The organism is Paenibacillus sp. WC2504, from assembly GCF_052682475.1.
The window spans coordinates 4,779,313-4,795,057 of record NZ_JBQZFH010000001.1; the positions used below are offsets into that span (position 1 = coordinate 4,779,313).

Annotated in this window: 20 protein-coding genes; 4 read left to right on the plus strand and 16 right to left on the minus strand. The window is 47.0% G+C overall.

Translation table 11 applies throughout. The features are described 5' to 3' along the window. The first annotated feature begins 1 nt into the window (after position 1). Together ACUN27_RS21610 and ACUN27_RS21615 are read left to right on the plus strand one after the other, a co-directional pair. The gene (locus ACUN27_RS21610; RefSeq protein ID WP_445559582.1) at positions 2 to 1,087 is read left to right on the plus strand and encodes an ABC transporter ATP-binding protein; all 1,086 of its coding nucleotides are present in this window, start codon (positions 2 to 4) and stop codon (positions 1,085 to 1,087) included. A 33-nt stretch (positions 1,088 to 1,120) separates the two neighbouring features. Then, the gene (locus ACUN27_RS21615) at positions 1,121 to 2,227 is read left to right on the plus strand and encodes a sulfate ABC transporter substrate-binding protein (protein WP_326060723.1); all 1,107 of its coding nucleotides are present in this window, start codon (positions 1,121 to 1,123) and stop codon (positions 2,225 to 2,227) included. A gap of 71 nt (positions 2,228 to 2,298) precedes the next feature. Here ACUN27_RS21615 and ACUN27_RS21620 read toward each other — a convergent pair whose 3' ends face one another. The 12 genes from ACUN27_RS21620 to ACUN27_RS21675 all read right to left on the minus strand — a co-directional run bounded on the left by ACUN27_RS21620 (position 2,299) and on the right by ACUN27_RS21675 (position 12,004). Continuing rightward, positions 2,299 to 3,093 carry a TIGR00266 family protein gene (locus ACUN27_RS21620; protein ID WP_326060724.1) on the minus strand — a complete coding sequence of 265 codons (795 nt, stop codon included), beginning with the start codon at positions 3,091 to 3,093 and terminating at the stop codon, positions 2,299 to 2,301. A 77-nt stretch (positions 3,094 to 3,170) separates the two neighbouring features. Further along, on the minus strand, positions 3,171 to 3,449 hold the full coding sequence (locus ACUN27_RS21625; RefSeq protein ID WP_445559583.1) for a hypothetical protein: 279 nt from the start codon (positions 3,447 to 3,449) through the stop codon (positions 3,171 to 3,173). A gap of 172 nt (positions 3,450 to 3,621) precedes the next feature. Next, on the minus strand, positions 3,622 to 4,104 hold the full coding sequence (locus ACUN27_RS21630; protein ID WP_157324791.1) for an acyl-CoA thioesterase: 483 nt from the start codon (positions 4,102 to 4,104) through the stop codon (positions 3,622 to 3,624). Between the two features lie 36 nt (positions 4,105 to 4,140). Continuing rightward, positions 4,141 to 5,319: a formate-dependent phosphoribosylglycinamide formyltransferase gene (gene purT / locus ACUN27_RS21635; protein WP_445559584.1), complete on the minus strand. Its 1,179-nt coding sequence runs from the start codon at positions 5,317 to 5,319 to the stop codon at positions 4,141 to 4,143. A 151-nt stretch (positions 5,320 to 5,470) separates the two neighbouring features. Then, complete coding sequence (locus ACUN27_RS21640; RefSeq protein ID WP_445559585.1) at positions 5,471 to 7,366, minus strand: cobaltochelatase CobT-related protein; 1,896 nt, start codon at positions 7,364 to 7,366, stop codon at positions 5,471 to 5,473. 24 nt (positions 7,367 to 7,390) lie between these two features. Beyond that, positions 7,391 to 8,272, minus strand: coding sequence for a MoxR family ATPase (locus tag ACUN27_RS21645; protein ID WP_315949618.1), 882 nt, complete (start codon positions 8,270 to 8,272; stop codon positions 7,391 to 7,393). A gap of 73 nt (positions 8,273 to 8,345) precedes the next feature. Then, positions 8,346 to 8,558 (minus strand): hypothetical protein, encoded by a 213-nt coding sequence (locus ACUN27_RS21650; RefSeq protein ID WP_445559586.1) that lies wholly within the window; start codon positions 8,556 to 8,558, stop codon positions 8,346 to 8,348. Between the two features lie 160 nt (positions 8,559 to 8,718). After that, positions 8,719 to 9,426 carry a hypothetical protein gene (locus ACUN27_RS21655; RefSeq protein WP_315949616.1) on the minus strand — a complete coding sequence of 236 codons (708 nt, stop codon included), beginning with the start codon at positions 9,424 to 9,426 and terminating at the stop codon, positions 8,719 to 8,721. A gap of 22 nt (positions 9,427 to 9,448) precedes the next feature. Continuing rightward, the gene (locus tag ACUN27_RS21660) at positions 9,449 to 9,604 is read right to left on the minus strand and encodes a hypothetical protein (RefSeq protein ID WP_315949615.1); all 156 of its coding nucleotides are present in this window, start codon (positions 9,602 to 9,604) and stop codon (positions 9,449 to 9,451) included. Between the two features lie 124 nt (positions 9,605 to 9,728). Continuing rightward, positions 9,729 to 10,214 carry a hypothetical protein gene (locus ACUN27_RS21665; protein ID WP_445559587.1) on the minus strand — a complete coding sequence of 162 codons (486 nt, stop codon included), beginning with the start codon at positions 10,212 to 10,214 and terminating at the stop codon, positions 9,729 to 9,731. 61 nt (positions 10,215 to 10,275) lie between these two features. After that, complete coding sequence (locus tag ACUN27_RS21670) at positions 10,276 to 10,911, minus strand: trimeric intracellular cation channel family protein (protein ID WP_127451772.1); 636 nt, start codon at positions 10,909 to 10,911, stop codon at positions 10,276 to 10,278. Between the two features lie 16 nt (positions 10,912 to 10,927). Further along, entirely contained in the window at positions 10,928 to 12,004 is a 1,077-nt protein-coding gene (locus tag ACUN27_RS21675) for a Gfo/Idh/MocA family protein (RefSeq protein ID WP_315949613.1), read from the minus strand. A gap of 290 nt (positions 12,005 to 12,294) precedes the next feature. Between ACUN27_RS21675 and ACUN27_RS21680 the strand changes: the two genes are divergently transcribed. After that, positions 12,295 to 12,516 carry a hypothetical protein gene (locus ACUN27_RS21680; RefSeq protein ID WP_127451768.1) on the plus strand — a complete coding sequence of 74 codons (222 nt, stop codon included), beginning with the start codon at positions 12,295 to 12,297 and terminating at the stop codon, positions 12,514 to 12,516. Here the strand turns inward: ACUN27_RS21680 and kapB are convergent. Genes kapB through ACUN27_RS21695 form a run of 3 tightly spaced genes read right to left on the minus strand, consistent with a single transcriptional unit; the run spans position 12,513 to position 13,758 of the window. Continuing rightward, positions 12,513 to 12,902, minus strand: a complete 390-nt coding sequence (gene kapB / locus ACUN27_RS21685) for a sporulation phosphorelay system protein KapB (protein WP_315949612.1) — start codon at positions 12,900 to 12,902, stop codon at positions 12,513 to 12,515. The two genes, ACUN27_RS21680 and kapB, sit on opposite strands and share 4 nt — an antisense overlap. 18 nt (positions 12,903 to 12,920) lie before the next feature. Continuing rightward, positions 12,921 to 13,238, minus strand: a complete 318-nt coding sequence (locus tag ACUN27_RS21690) for a thioredoxin family protein (protein ID WP_315949611.1) — start codon at positions 13,236 to 13,238, stop codon at positions 12,921 to 12,923. Position 13,239: 1 nt separating this feature from the next. Then, the gene (locus ACUN27_RS21695; protein WP_315949610.1) at positions 13,240 to 13,758 is read right to left on the minus strand and encodes a hypothetical protein; all 519 of its coding nucleotides are present in this window, start codon (positions 13,756 to 13,758) and stop codon (positions 13,240 to 13,242) included. A 97-nt stretch (positions 13,759 to 13,855) separates the two neighbouring features. On the opposite strand from ACUN27_RS21695, the gene ACUN27_RS21700 reads away from it, so the two are divergent. Next, complete coding sequence (locus tag ACUN27_RS21700; protein ID WP_379174432.1) at positions 13,856 to 14,044, plus strand: hypothetical protein; 189 nt, start codon at positions 13,856 to 13,858, stop codon at positions 14,042 to 14,044. A 57-nt stretch (positions 14,045 to 14,101) separates the two neighbouring features. Here ACUN27_RS21700 and ACUN27_RS21705 read toward each other — a convergent pair whose 3' ends face one another. Further along, positions 14,102 to 15,715: an ABC-F family ATP-binding cassette domain-containing protein gene (locus ACUN27_RS21705; protein WP_127451758.1), complete on the minus strand. Its 1,614-nt coding sequence runs from the start codon at positions 15,713 to 15,715 to the stop codon at positions 14,102 to 14,104. Between the last annotated feature and the right edge of the window lie 30 nt (positions 15,716 to 15,745).

Genomic DNA, 15,745 nt, shown 5'->3' on the forward strand with positions numbered 1-15,745 from the left:
TATGCATATCGAAGTTAAAAACTTAAATAAAAATTTCGGAGCCTTTCATGCCATTAAAGATGTTAATTTCAGCATAACGAAAGGGCATCTCGTTGGTTTAATCGGTCCCAGCGGCGGCGGTAAAACGTCCATTCTGCGCATGTTGTCAGGACTCGAGAGCCCGACGACAGGCGACATTTATTTCGACGGGAAGCTTGCTACACATCTCCCTGTTCAAGAAAGAGGAATTGGCTTCGTTTTTCAAAGCTATGCTCTCTTTAAACATATGACCGTTTTTGACAATGTCGCTTACGGCCTCAAGGTTCTCAAAAAGCCGAAGGAATTCATTCATGACCGAGTGACCTATCTGCTTAATTTAATGGGGCTTGCCGGAAATGAACGCAAATACCCGCACCAGCTTTCCGGTGGACAACGTCAACGGGTGGCTTTCGCTAGAGCATTGGCTCCGGAACCTCAATTGCTGCTGTTGGATGAACCTTTTGCCGCCATCGACGCCAAGATTCGTAAAGAACTGCGCATCTGGCTGCGTAACCTGATTGATGAATTTAAAGTCACGACCCTCTTCGTCACTCATGACCAAGATGAAGCCATTGAAGTTGCTGATGAAATTATTCTTGTTCAGGGAGGGAAAATCGAGCAGCAAGGCAGTCCTTGGGAAATTTATACGAAGCCGGCATCCTCATTTGTAGCTTCTTTTATCGGTGAATCTAATGTTATTTCACAATATACGCCTCTAGTCGGATTCCCTTATTTAGATGAGGTCCAACAAGACGGCAAATGGCTGCCGGATGTAAATGTGTTGATTCGACCGGAAGCTATTGAGGTTCGCCCCCATGACGTGAGTCATCTGGCAACAGCTGGAGAGAAAGGGAAAGTGACGCATGTCCACTTCCGCGGGGATTCCTGGTATCTAGAAATCGATACAGGCGCAATTAAGCTATTCGCTTATCAATCCGTAAAAGAAAAAATTTATCAACCAGACGATGAAGTGAATATTTTGATCCATCAAATATCCGTCTTCACCAAAACCGAAAATATCGTCATTGAAAATCAGGCTAAACAAGATCCGCTGCCTGTTTTTATATAAAATAAGCTTACACATGAAGGGGAGTTGTAAATCATGAAAAAATTCAAATCACTAGGTCTTATCACTGCTGCATTATTCACTGCAAGTATCGCACTTACGGCATGCGGTACAGGTACGAAATCGGCCAGCACACCCGCTCCATCGGCCGCGGCAACAGCTGCAGCTACAACAGCGGCAAGCTCGGCACCTAAAGCCGAAAAAGTAACGATCACGATTGGCGCTTATTCCATTCTTAAAGATTCTTTTGACGTCATTTTGCCGAAATTTAAAGAAGAGTGGAAAAAGAAAACCGGCCAAACCGTAGAATTCCAAGAATCCTATGTGGCATCCGGTTCGCAAGCTACCGCCATTATCCAAGGTTTTGAAGCGGATATCGCCCCTCTTTCCCTTGAAGGAGACATCCAAAAAATCGTAGAAAAAGGCTTGATCACGCATGACTGGAAAAACAACCCCTATAAAGGCAACATTACAGCTTCTATCGCGGCAATCGGAGTTCGTGAAGGCAATCCAAAAGGCATCAAAGACTGGACTGACTTAACGAAACCAGGCGTGGAAGTGTTGATCCCGAATCCAAGCACGTCCGGTGGAGCCAAATGGGACATTAACGCCATCTATGGGGCTGGATTGAAAACTTCTGAAGCGGCTGGCAAAAAAGATCCTGCGTTCGCTAAGGATTATTTGGCCAAAGTCTACAAAAACATCAAAGTGCTTGATAAAAGCGGCGCCGATTCCCTTGCGACTTTTGACAAAGGCGTAGGCGATGCCATCGTCACTTATGAAAATGAGCTCATTTCCCGCATTCAATCCGGTAAAAAATATGTGGAAGTTATCCCGCAATACACAACAACGATTGAAAACCCAGTTGCACTCATTGATAAAAACGTAGATAAACATGGAAACCGTGAAGCGGTTCAGGCATTCCTCGAATACCTATGGAGCCCAGATGCTCAAAAAGTATTTGCCGATAAAGGCTTCCGCTCCGTACTTCCGGAAGTTGCGAAGCAATACGAGAAAAACTATACAACACCTGCCGGCGTATTCAACATCGAATATCTTGGCGGTTGGGATAAAGTCAATAAAGAATTGTACGGTAAAGGCGCAATCTGGGAAACAATCCTCGCAGAAGGCGGAGCCAAGTAAGAAGGTCACAAAAAAGCCCGGAGCGAATGTTATATTCGCTGCCGGGCTTTCTTTGTGCGGACGAATGAAACTTATCTTCCGTCCCCATCCAATAAATTGCCTAAACCGCCTAAGATACTTCCCTCTTCTTTCCTCCCGCCTGCTCTTGATGCCGATGCCATACGATCTGCCAGCCTGCTGAATGGCAAGGATTGAATCCATACACGCCCAGGACCGCGAAGCGTTGCGAAGAATAAGCCTTCACCACCAAATAGCGCCGTTTTCACACCTTTCACCATCTCGATGTCATAATCCACATCCTGCGTCATGGCAACCAAGCACCCCGTATCTACGCGAATGACTTCACCAGGACGAAGTACGCGTTCGCAAATCGAACCGCCGGCATGAACAAAAGCCAAGCCATCGCCTTCAATTTTCTGCATAATAAAGCCTTCGCCTCCGAAGAAACCAGCTCCCAACTTACGCTGAAACGCAATGCCAACGGAAACGCCTTTCGCTGCGCAAAGGAAAGAATCTTTTTGACAAATGAGCCGTCCCCCCAGCATCGACAAGTCCATCGGGATAATTTTACCGGGATAAGGCGCTGCAAAACTAACTTGCTCTTTACCTCCACGGCTTTGGTTCGTGAACACAGTCATAAACAAGCTCTCGCCGGTCAATAAACGTTTGCCCGCTCCCAGAAGCTTGCCCATGAACCCTTTATTATCGCTGCTGCCATCCCCAAAGATCGTCTCCATCTGGATGTTCTGATCCATCATCATCATGCTGCCAGCTTCCGCTACGACGCTTTCACCTGGGTCCAGTTCAATTTCTACGTACTGCATTTCATTGCCTAAAATACGATAATCAATTTCATGTGCATTCATTATGAGATTACCTCCGAATAGATTAAGTTAAAAATAAAACCGATTTATTTCTAATACGCTATTGGGGATGGCTGGTTTCAAGGGTTTCTTATTTTCTTTGTTACATAGCTTCCGGAGAAGTAGGCAATAACACCAATAACCATGATAATGATAACTTCAAGCACCACTTCAAATGGTGCAGCTTTAACCCCAAAAGCAACTTGATGACTTCCGAAGGGATCAATAGCAGTATACGAATCAACAATGTCCGGCACGTATTTCCAAGTCAAATAGACGCCCCTCAACATTTGAAAGGCATAGTACACAATAACTAAAATAATGGCGAAGATCAAAGATCGAAATATCCTTATTTTCATTATGAGCTCCTTTGGCGTCTAGAAACACTTATATCTTCCATAATAATCCTTTTCGCACGAATTCTCCACTTTACTAGAAGAAGCTGGATACTGAAAGGAACTATGGTCCGTTATTTACTATAAAAAAAGCAGACCCCATAAGGGATCTGCTCGATGCCGATGTCGATGTCGACTACAGTTGTAAATTTCGCTCCTCTTTCCGAAGCTTGCGTGCGGCATATCGCATCTCAGCAGTCTCGAAAAGTCGTTTCTCCTCTTCCGTCTCAGGAATAATGCCCGGAACCGCAACAGGCTGGCCATACTCATCTAGGGCGACGAAAGTTAAATAGGAATTGGCTGTGCGCTTTTTTTCACCGGTCAACAGGTTTTCCGATTCAATTTTCACGAATACTTCCATGGAGCTTCGGTGCGTCCAGGTGACGAACGCCTCTAATTGAATAGCCTCACCAAGCTTAACAGGCGCATAAAAGTCCAAGCTATCGCTTGAAGCAGTGACAACTCCCCTGCGCGAATGACGCATAGAAGCGATTGTTGCAACTTTGTCGATGTACTGCATCACACGTCCGCCAAACACGGTATTATGATAATTGGTGTCAGCAGGCAAAATAATTTCGGTCAACACGGTTCGGGAGAGTCTTGCTGGTTTAGCTTCCATGTCGTTTCCTCCTGATGGCTGATCATGTATGATTTCTTATTCGTAGTTCAACTTAAGCTTGCCTGCGGCTTGTTTCGCCAAACTGCGCGCTTCCTCTACGGATTCCCCGCTGCTGAGCGCAACCGCCATGCGGCGGCCGACTTTCGTCTCCGGCTTGCCAAAGACGCGAACTTGCGTATTCGGAACGGACAACGCTTCTTCTAGCCCGCTGATTGTATATTCCACTTGCTCGCGATCTGCCTTGAGCGTGTAGCTTGCCCCTGGCGTTAATAAGCGAATGCCCGTAATCGGAAATCCTAGAATCGCTCTCGCGTGCAGAGCAAATTCACTCAAATCTTGTGTAGCCATGGTAACCATGCCCGTGTCATGCGGACGAGGCGATACCTCACTGAAGTACACGCCATCTTTGGTCAAAAATAGTTCAACGCCATAGAGGCCGTAGCCGCCAAGTGCGTCAGTAATCGTTTTGGCCATATGCTGAGCATCTAGAATTTGCTGCTCCGTCATGGCGTGCGGCTGCCAGGATTCGATGTAGTCCCCGTCTTTTTGGATGTGTCCGATTGGCTCACAATAGGTAGTTCCGGAAACAGAGCGAACAGTCAGCAGCGTGATTTCAGACTCAAAATGAATGAATTCTTCAACAATGACGCGAGCGTTCTTAGCACGTCCACCCTCCATGGCAATGTTCCACGATTGTTCCACATTTTCAGGCGTGCGGCACACACTTTGACCTTTACCCGAGGAGCTCATGATCGGCTTAATGACGCAAGGCGTACCGATTTCCGCCACTGCAGCATGCAGCTCTTCAAGGCTGTTGGCAAAAGCATACTTGGCAGTTCTCAGTTCTAACGTTTCGGAAGCAAGACGGCGAATGCCCTCCCGGTCCATCGTTAATCGAGAGGCTGTTGCTGTTGGGATTACTCGGTAACCTTCTTTCTCAAGTTCAACAAGAACAGGTGTGGCAATGGCTTCAATTTCAGGTACGATGAGATCCGGCCGCTCTTGCTCGATCAATGCTCTAAGCTGTTCCCCATCTAACATATTGATCACATGGCTGCGATGCGCGACTTGCATAGCTGGAGCATGCGCGTAACGATCCACGGCAATGGTCTCAATCCCTAGACGCTGTGCTTCGATGACAACTTCCTTCCCGAGCTCTCCTGATCCCAACAGCATGATTTTCTTTGCTTTGTTTGATAATGGTGCACCGTACATGAAATGATTTCCCCCTTAATGTTTTCCCAACGGAAGTAAACTTATAACAAATGGCTATGTATGTAAGTAAACATAACAAGAATGGCATAAACAGGGTATTTAACCAGTTATCCTGTGCAAATACCCTGATCTATTGTATAGGATTTCGACATTAAAAGATAGATTTCAGCAAAAGTTTGCGTAAAATCGGTACAAGCTGCTCAGTTAATTCCTCCACCCGAGGCACAACAATGCTGCTCCGCCCATACATGTTGCGCATGGCGGCACGTTCGGTTTCATGGACGGTTCCGCCGCTCGCTAGAAAGATGGAGATGACCTCAATCCCCAGCCTGCGTGCTCTCATTACAGCCTCGTAGGTATCCAGGATGCCTACGTCGTTATAATTCGCTGCAGACGGCTCTCCATCCGAGAAAACCAAGAGGATGCGCTGCCGCTCAGCACGCCGCAGCAAGCGCTCTGTCAAGCAGCGGATCGCGAAGCCGTCGCGATTGTCCTGCTGCGGCTCCAGCTGCATGAGAGCCGCACCGCTTCCCGGAGCCAGCGAAGAGCCGAAGTCCACGGCAACCTGGAACAGGTTGGGCGCTTCGTGCTCCGTCACGCGGTCCGCGTCCTCCCAGAATCCCACGATTTCGTGGGGAATTCGCAAGGACTGGAGGGTCTCGTGAAATAACACGAGTCCCAGTTTGGTTTCGTCCATTTTGTCATACATGGATGCAGAGCAGTCGACAAGCAGCGCGAATGCGGCGTCGAGCTGCGGGACCGGCGCGCGCTTCTTATAGAAGAGGCGCGGCATCTCTTGCGTGAAGGCTCGCGTCAGCCGCTTATCGAGCCGCCCGAACAGCCGATCGCCGCGCGGGGCGATCCGCTTCTGCTCCAGCGTGCGCCGAATCGCACGCTGCAAGGGCTTCGCGAGCGGCGCTGCGCGCTCGCTCAGGCGCCTGAAGGCGGCCTCCTGCGCAGCAGTTGGCCGCTCAGGCGCCAGCCAAGTCGCCGTCGCGAACGCGGCGACTTCGCCCTCTCCGTGCCCCGCGGCAGCGGGCACGGCAGCCTGCCCGCGCCGCTCGCCGGAGGCGGCGCCGGTGCGCTGGGCGCGCAGCGAGCGCCCCTGGGCGATGGCGAGCGCCTGATCGGCGGCGTCGCCCTCGCGGGGCGCAGAACCGAGCGCGGACGTGCGTGAGCCGCGCTCCAGCTCGAACCGCAGCAGCCCCGGGCTGCGGTCGCTGCTTTCACGGTGCCAGGTCGGCAAGCGCTCCTGGCCCGGTAATTGACTCTCCCCTTCCTGCTCGGGGAGCACATCATCGTTGGCGAGCCGCTTAGCGCGCTTCAGCTCGCCTTGATACCCTGCGGGCAGCGGCTCCGCCACGCCGCCCCCCGGCTGCATCCAGAAATAGCTGGAACTCGCATCTCTATCCAGCCAATAAGCTAACGCGTCCATCATGTCCTCACAGCCAGCAGCTACTTGCGCCGTATGTTCGGCTTCCTCGATGCCTTCTAGAATCGGATATAACGGTGTGAGCCGCGCCTTCAATCCCACGCTTTCCGCAGCGCTCCACTCCGCTCCGGTAAACCAACCGTAAATCAATAAAAGTACGGCATCGGCCAATTCACCTTTGCTCAAGTGCGCACGCAATTTATGGCCGAAATATGCTCCATAAATACGGTGCCGCACCGCGAATACACGTGTCGTCCCCGGTCTGCGCGCACGGCAAATACGTTCCAAGCGCATATCTTCGCATAATGCAAAAAGCGAGTTCGCCAGCTTGGGAAAGGGAGTTTGCTGACTACCCATGAGGTAGGACTTTACAGCCTCTGCGCTGGTAAACCACGCTGTACCTATGCCTCGGAGGTAGACGTCGCTTTTCATCCCCGCAGCTTTATCCAGTGGCGGATAATCCCACCAGAACTGGCTGACGGTCATACGGGCCGAACTTTCTTCATAATCAGCATGAAATGCGGCTTCCACCTCAAGCTCCTTGCGTTTTGTGAACATGCGGGCTAAATCCACCAACTGCATTTGCAGCATAGCGTCGATTTTATCCTCAAGCATACTTATTTTTCCTACAAACATAGCTTAAAATAACGTTTCAGCCGCATTGATCACGGCAGCACGTTCCCTTTCATCCTCCAATTTATCAGCAATCGCTCTCGCCACTGCTCGCATCGGCGGAATATAAGCCGTAAGATCACAAGCATCGAGCAATGCTCGGATCGACCCTGCTTCATCAGGCAGCTGCCCCATCTCGATTAAGGTTAATAAATCAGCCGACAGCTGCACATAAGTTCTCAATTGCTTGTCGTCACGCAAAACAGACTTGCTTTTCAAAAGCTTGTACAACGCTTCCCCTTGCAAATAGGGAATATCCACGGTCACAAACCTGTTTTTCAATGCTTCGTTCAATGGCACGGTTCCCATATAGCCTTCATTAATGGCAGCAACCACTCTGAAATCAGGGTGAGCGGTGATAACTTCGCCGGTGAATGGATTCGTAATCGATCTCCGATAATCCAGAACACCATTGATGAGTGACAAGGTCTCCGGTTTCGCCATATTAATTTCGTCTATGTATAGAAAATGTCCCTTCGTCATTGCTTTCATGATCGGTCCAGGGATAAAAACAATCTGTGAACGGCCCTGCTCGTCATGGGACAACGTTTTAAACCCCAGTAAAGCTTCGGCATCCAAATCCGTTGAACAATTCACGGCATGCATCGGTTGATTAAAAATCGCCGAAACATGTTCGGCAAGCTTCGTTTTTCCTGAACCTGTCGGGCCTTTGAGCAGTACATTTTTACCCAAAAAAAGCGCAATAACACTATCGATCAAAATGTCTTCCCGAGGCGCCTCAAAGGCAGCTGCCCCGATTAATTTCGCATCCTCTGCGGTCGCTTTCGTCTGTGCTCTCTTTTGTTCCAAGTGCTCACGGATTTCTTGAGGTATAGCTTCTGTTAACATATTCTCTAATGTTCCTCTCCTGATTCCTTTGTTCTCTTACTATTTATCAGGAAAGCTAACGTTGTCAAGCCTTTCAAGGCAGCCACGGTTGTTCGATAACCGAATATGAGTAGAATGCCATCGCTTCTCCACATTTGGGGCAGCCAGGCTTGGATGGCAACTCGTTATACATCTGTGCCAACGCATAAGAGGTTTCACCATTAATGGCTTGTACGACATCATCCGGATGTACGTAATCACATTGCCGTGAACTACAGTACGCTCGAACTTTAAATTTATTGCTCATTTTTGAATTTTGACGTGTCATGCTCATGCCGATCGATCACAGCCTTCAGCCCAATCATCGTCATACTCCTTTTTTTCTAATTGGATAATCCGGAAACTATGACAAAACCCTCAGCAGGAGGCTGAGGGAGATGTGTGAATCTTTTGCGCAAAGTTTTATTTTAAGGCAGCGTATTTCTTTGGCCGGTAGAATAGCTTGGGAAAGCATATTGGATCATGGTGTTAAATTCGTTGAGATACGTATCCATATGTTTGTTGTTTTGCTGCTGAGCATCATAATACATCATGCGGTTCACGAAATGCGGGTTCGTAGAAATGAAAATATTCGCTTCCGGATAAATCCGAGTCAGCAAACTCCTTATGGCTTTGGCGCTTTCTGCCGGCAAAGGCTTGGCCGAGAGCCAATCCATCTGAGCTCCGGCTCCCGAACCGAACAACCCAGCCCCGGTTTCCGGGTCGTTTGTTTTACTAAGCATTTTCATGCCGTCATTATCGGCACCCATGGCTTGCATCCCGCCCATATCTACCGCAATATAAATGTTGTTATCCGTAAATGCAACAGCTGTGTTTCCGAGGTGAGCCGCTTGAATAATACCATCTGCCAAATCACGGTTCATCGTCAAATGTGTATTCGTGTGCGCTTTAATGTTGTCAATCGTAGACGGTCGCATCGATGGCAGCGGGGATTGATTGACACTTTTAGCTCCTAGTGAAGAATTCTCATTGTTCCTGAGACTCGTATCCCATGAGCCAGCATTCGGATTTGAAGAACTTGCTCCTGCATGATTGTTCGGGCTTGCGGCGGTACAGCCAGCGGCTGTGCTTACTAACACGATCGAAAGTGTAAGTTGGATCAACGTTTTTTTCATATAAAAGCTCCCCCTTCTTTCTTTATTTCTTGCTGATGTCCTTCTTTTCCGGTGTGTAAGCAATTAAGGAGATTTCATATCCCAATTGTTCCCTCATCCGGGATTCAAGCCTGCGAAGATCTTCCAGCAGATCCTCATGCGCTCCCAAATTAGCGAACTGATAAGCCTCTATACTCATGATTTCATCCTCCTTCCTGAAAAATAACGATTAACTTTAATATGGTCATTTATCCCCATTTTTACTAAATAATAAATAAAGCCCGCCACCAATTGATTCATTGGCAAGCAGGCTTTACAACGTCCTAGTCTTCTTTTTTACGAGTTTCATCCAATTCTTCGAGCAATTTTCGAACCGCATCCGGATCGGCCGAACCATTTTCTTTAAAAGCTCTCAGCTTGTTTAGCAAATCCGCAGCGATAGCTTCATCCTCTGACTGTTCCTCTTCATGCGTGGGGTCGAACCAGATGTAGAAACCTTCCGGTCCGTTGCGCAAAAAAGCTTTACGCCAAAACTCCGGATACGCATAGCCCTGCTCCCCAAAAATCATTCCGAGCACATCGTCGCTGTCAATCGGCAGCAAATAATGAAACGACTCCGGCTCACCGGTATTCGTAAAATCACGGTGCATGTAAGCATAATGAAGGTAATGCTCACCTGTCTCTGCATCTTTGGATACTTCGTACAGATCCAATTCCGTTTGAAGCAATTCTTTAACAGGAACAATACGTGCGGCCATCGTTTCAGCAGAAATCTTTTGTTGGTTAAGGAATGATGCTTCCTGTTCCATTGTAACTCACCTCTTTCCTCATCTCGATTTTCAAAAATTCATCCAGGTCTTTAGCGGTAGGCTATGAGTCTGATCTACGCGTTGATCCCACGATCGCATTGCGCAAGGAACGTTTAGGCAGCTTCCATTTATAAAATACGGATAACATTCTCAAAATGACGATAAGTGCAAAAAGCACGGATATCTGCCAAGCTCCTTGCGACCAGCCCAAACCGACCAACGCACCGGCCAGCATGCCCCATACGGCATAGATTTCGTCCTTCAGTACAAGCGGCTTTCGGCCAGCCAGTACGTCTCGAACCATTCCGCCGCCAATCCCCGTTAACACTGCAGCCACAATGACAGCACTTAAAGGATGCCCCATATTCGTTGCATAGAACGCACCTTGTATAGAGAAGGCTGCCAATCCGATAGCATCAAAGAAAGCTTCCCACGTCTTCCATACCCGAATGTATTTGACAGGCATCAAGAAAACTAAAGTCATAGCAAATAAGGCGATTTGAAAATATAACCCTTGCTCCCACAGCAAAACGACGGGTTTGCCAATCAGCAAATTTCGAATGACACCACCGCCGAATGCCGTTACGAGCCCAAGAACATAGACCCCTAGAATATCATATTCCTCTTCCATCGCAACAATCGCTCCACTGACTGCGAAAGCGATTGTCCCGATGATGCTAAATAACTCCCAATTCACTTGCTGCAGCCCCTGTCTACTCGATGTCCCAATTCAATTTAACTTCATTGCCGGTTTGTGAGGATTGGTAAATCGCATCTAGAATTAAATTATTCGTATAACCTGTCATCACAGAGGTAATTGGTTGTTGACCGGTTTCGATACACGATAGGAAATGTCTCAGCATCCGCACACGAGGTCCTTCGTCCAGCTCAGGCACAGTCAGATCCACATCCGCTTCGCGATCAAACATTTCTGCTAGTAGCTTCCCTTTATTGCCGCGAATTGAAGCGCCTCCTTCGGAACCAAGCAGTTGCACGTAAGGCTGGCTATCCGTTTCGATGAGCGCGGCCCAGCTGACATCAAGCGATAGGGTTGCACCATTATCGAGTTTAATCAACGCTGTAGCCAAATCTTCTACATCATATTGCCCTTCCCAGTTCGGTGTCCCCCAAGAGCCAATCCCTTTTTTGCGTGGACCAAATTCCGCATAGGTTGCCCCATATACCGAAACCGGTTTCGGATTCCCCATCAAATAGAGGGATAGATCTAACATATGTACACCTAGATCAATTAACGGACCGCCGCCGGATTTACCCATCTGTGTAAACCAAGTTCCCCAGCCCGGAATCCCTTTACGTCTCATCCAGCCTGCTTTGGCATGATAAATATGGCCTAACGCGCCTTTATCAACCTGTTGTTTGACAGCCTGTGAAAGGACTTCCCAACGCAGCTGATGTGGAATCATCAGCACTTTGCCTGCCTTGCGCTCTGCTTCTACAATTTGTCTAGCCGATTCGAGATTAAGCGCCATAGGCTTCTCCAGCATGACATGTTTACCTGCCTCTAAAGCTTGAATGGCTAAAGGCGCATGCCACTCATTGGATACAGCAATAACTACTGCATCAATGCTTGGATCAGCGAGCAGCTTGTCCGAACTCTCATATACCCGCTCAATGTTATATTGCTTGGCTCTAGCCTCTGCGAGTGGTAAGTACACATCCGTTACCGCGGCAATTTCTGCCTCCGGCACTTTTTTCATCACTTCCATATGTACATTTCCGATGTTTCCGGAACCGATAATCCCGATTCTGATTGGTTTTCCTGCTGTCATCTAAATCCCCCCAAAACTTGTTTGATTACAATCTTTCTTATTATAATTGTGCTTATCTTTCCCCGCAACCGCCAATCTATCGCTCAAATGAGTCAAATGCAGACGGGTAACCCGATTAATTTCAAAAGATTCTTTGGGAACTAGCCCTCTCTCGCTATTCTTTACATATAATAAGATGCTAAAACTTTTTTAATAGTTTGTCTCAAACATACTTAACATTTGAAATGTATCCTAAATATGTAGACCAGCTGGTACTTTTTCCAGATGGAAGACGTGAAGGAGGGCTTGACATGCAAGCAGTTACCATTAAATTCAAAAACAAATCCATTCCCGTGCTTAATTTCACACATCGCAGTTCACATATGGAATTGTTGTCCAGTAAGCTTAAGGAGTTTGAACTTCATTTCGAATTTCGTCGCAAATTAAAAATGATCTCGCTGATCGAGATCATTGGTGATGTCGCTATTTTCAAGTATAACGACGGCACAAAATTGTATTTAGAAGTTTCTTAATTCGACTTTGGGAAATATTCTTTCTGCAGTTGACTAAGCTCCTGAAGAGAGCGCCTAGCCCATGCTTCCATTTCCGACAGCTTAGAGATTTGAGCCATTAGCGCTCTCTCCAGTGATACTTGATAATCGGGAATTGCACCCGCATATGAACGTATCGTTGAAATTGGCATTAAAGCAATCTCCTGATACGATAAAGCCCGTCTTTGATGAAAAAATGCGACGCTTGGGTCCATAGGATTATGCAAGTCCCCTTGTGTTGGATGTTCTTTTACAGCCAAGATGCGTACTGCCGCTTTCATCGTACTCGACATTTCCACTACTTCCCCATAATAAACCCCAGTCTTATACTCAGCAATGACGTGATCTCCTAATTGAAAGCTGCTCATTCTTATCATCTCCTATAGTTACTTGCTGCTCAATGGCAGCAGTTTGCGATATAGCTCATCCACTGACTGCATGCGGTAAATCAGTTGTTTGTCCTGTCCCTGTTCAAAAATAGCGATGCACGGCACGCTGGTCACTTGCCATTCACGGCTAATTTGCGGCAGAAAATTAATATTGCTCTTATAAAGCGGCAAAGAAGGCTGCATGGTCATAATGATCTCCAACATACGTTCAGTCACTTTACATGTTCCACAAAACGGCGTGTACAAAAATACAGCAAAGGACTCCTCCTGCCTGTTAACGATCTCTAACAATTCTTGTTGAGACAATTCCCTCATGCTAACCTCCTCGTTCATCTAACCAAGCCAAACTGTCAGCCGCATAACCGATAAGATGAGGGAAATCATCCAAATGGCTCTCATCGATTTTTCTGCCGAATGAAAGTGTAATTTGATTATGATAAACCACTGGAAAAATACCATATTTGTATGAAAGAAGTTGTGTGATTTGTGGACGATGCTCCCATATTAGGCCTAACTGTTCTTCAATATGCTTACATTCCAAATCCGGGTTCTTAACTTTCGTGAAAAGCTTAATCGTAAGCGTACATCCCGGTTTAGCTGTAGGGTTCTCTAAAATTTCAGCAGCCAAATCACTTAAATGAACATGCAAATTGATTTCCGCTTTGCTCGGCTTATCAATCTTTCTTGCAAACTCAATCGCATACGTTCGGGACATGGAAGAAAGATCCACAAGATCTTCCCGCCGTGTGATGATAATTTTGCCATCCAAATCCAAGTCGTAGACGGCTCCTTCCAGAACCACCTTAATGTTGTCATAGATCGTTGGGTCAAACATCGTTCACACCTTCTTTCATCTTTTGTTTGATTCGATTATACTATTAACATATCACGGTAAAGAAGGTGTTTCTATGTCAGACAAGCCACAAGATCAGCTGGACGAACAACAAGGTCCTAAGAAAGTAAGCCTAGCCGATGCAATCAAACAAAAGTTAGCTCAGAAGAAAGCGGATCAAGCCGCAGCACGTGCAAACCCTAAACAAGCGGGCAATACGAACCAAAGTGCCAAAAGTCAAATGACGAAAAAAGTAAATAATCAACGCCGTCGTACTGGCGGAAGCTAGAGCTATGTAGGTAAAAGCGCCCTGAGAGTCAAACATCAGGGCGCTTTTCATTTGGTCTTACGCGTATTGAGCTTCGCGTTGTTTTTTCACATCTTCACTATCCAGGTATTCATCATACGTAAGCATTTTGTCGATGAGACCTTTCGGTGTGATTTCCATTACACGATTAGCAATCGTTTGAATGAACTGATGGTCATGGGAAACGAACAACATCGTACCGTCGAAATCAACAAGTCCGTTATTGAGCGCTGTGATGGACTCCAAATCCAAGTGGTTCGTAGGCTCATCAAGAATGAGAACATTCGCACCGCTAAGCATCATTTTGGAGAACATGCAGCGTACTTTTTCGCCCCCGGATAGAACGTTAGCTTTCTTCAAAGCTTCCTCACCAGAGAACAACATACGTCCTAAGAATCCGCGAAGGAATGATTCATCCGGGTCTTTGGAGTATTGACGAAGCCAATCCACCAAGTTCAGTTCGGAGTTAAAGTAATCTTGGCTGTCTTTTGGGAAATAAGCTTGGGAAGTCGTTACCCCCCATGAGAATGTACCTTCATCTGCTTCCATTTCGCCCATCAGGATTTTGAAAAGCGTTGTTTTGGCAATACCGTCCGGACCGACAAAAGCCACTTTATCCCCTTTGTTCAGCGTAAACGTTACATTATTCAATACTTTTACGCCATCAATTGTTTTGGAGATGCTTTCAACAGCCAACAATTGTTTACCAGCTTCGCGCTCACCTTTGAAGTGAATGAACGGATATTTACGGCTGGAAGGACGAATATCTTCAAGTGTAAGCTTCTCAAGTTGCTTTTTACGGGAAGTCGCTTGCTTGGATTTGGATGCATTCGCGCTGAATCGAGCGATAAAGGCTTCCAACTCTTTACGTTTTTCTTCCGTTTTCTTATTCGCATCTCTAGCTAAGCGTAGAGCAAGTTGACTGGACTCGTACCAGAAATCATAGTTCCCGACATACATTTGAATTTTACCAAAATCAATATCCGCAATGTGTGTACATACTTGGTTCAGGAAGTGACGATCATGGGATACAACGATAACGGTGCCTTCAAAACGAGCAAGGAAGTTCTCCAGCCAACGAATCGACTCTAAGTTCAAATGGTTGGTAGGCTCATCGAGCAGCAAAATGTTCGGATTGCCGAACAGCGCTTGCGCCAAGAGAACACGAACCTTCTCATTGCCGTCGAGGTCTTTCATTTTTGTATCATGTAAGGAAGTTGGGATGCCTAGACCAATTAGTAGTTCTGCGGCATCGGATTCGGCCTGCCAACCGTCCAGATCCTGGAACTCGCCTTCCAACTCAGCAGCTCTCATACCATCTTCTTCAGAGAAATCCGCTTTCGCGTAGAGCGCATCCTTCTCTTCCATGATTTTGAACAAACGAGCATGCCCCATTACAACGGTTTTCAAAACTTCGATTTCGTCAAACTCGTAATGGTTTTGTTTCAGAACAGCCATTCTCTCTCCTGGCGTGATCGATACTTCGCCTGTGTTCGGCTCAATTTCACCGGAGAGAATTTTCAGAAATGTGGATTTACCTGCACCGTTCGCGCCGATTAGACCGTAACAGTTACCTGGAGTAAATTTAATATTCGCATCTTCGAAAAGCGCTCTTTTGCCGTAACGAAGTGTCACGTTATTAACATTAATCATGTGGAATACTTACCTGCCTTTATTATAGTT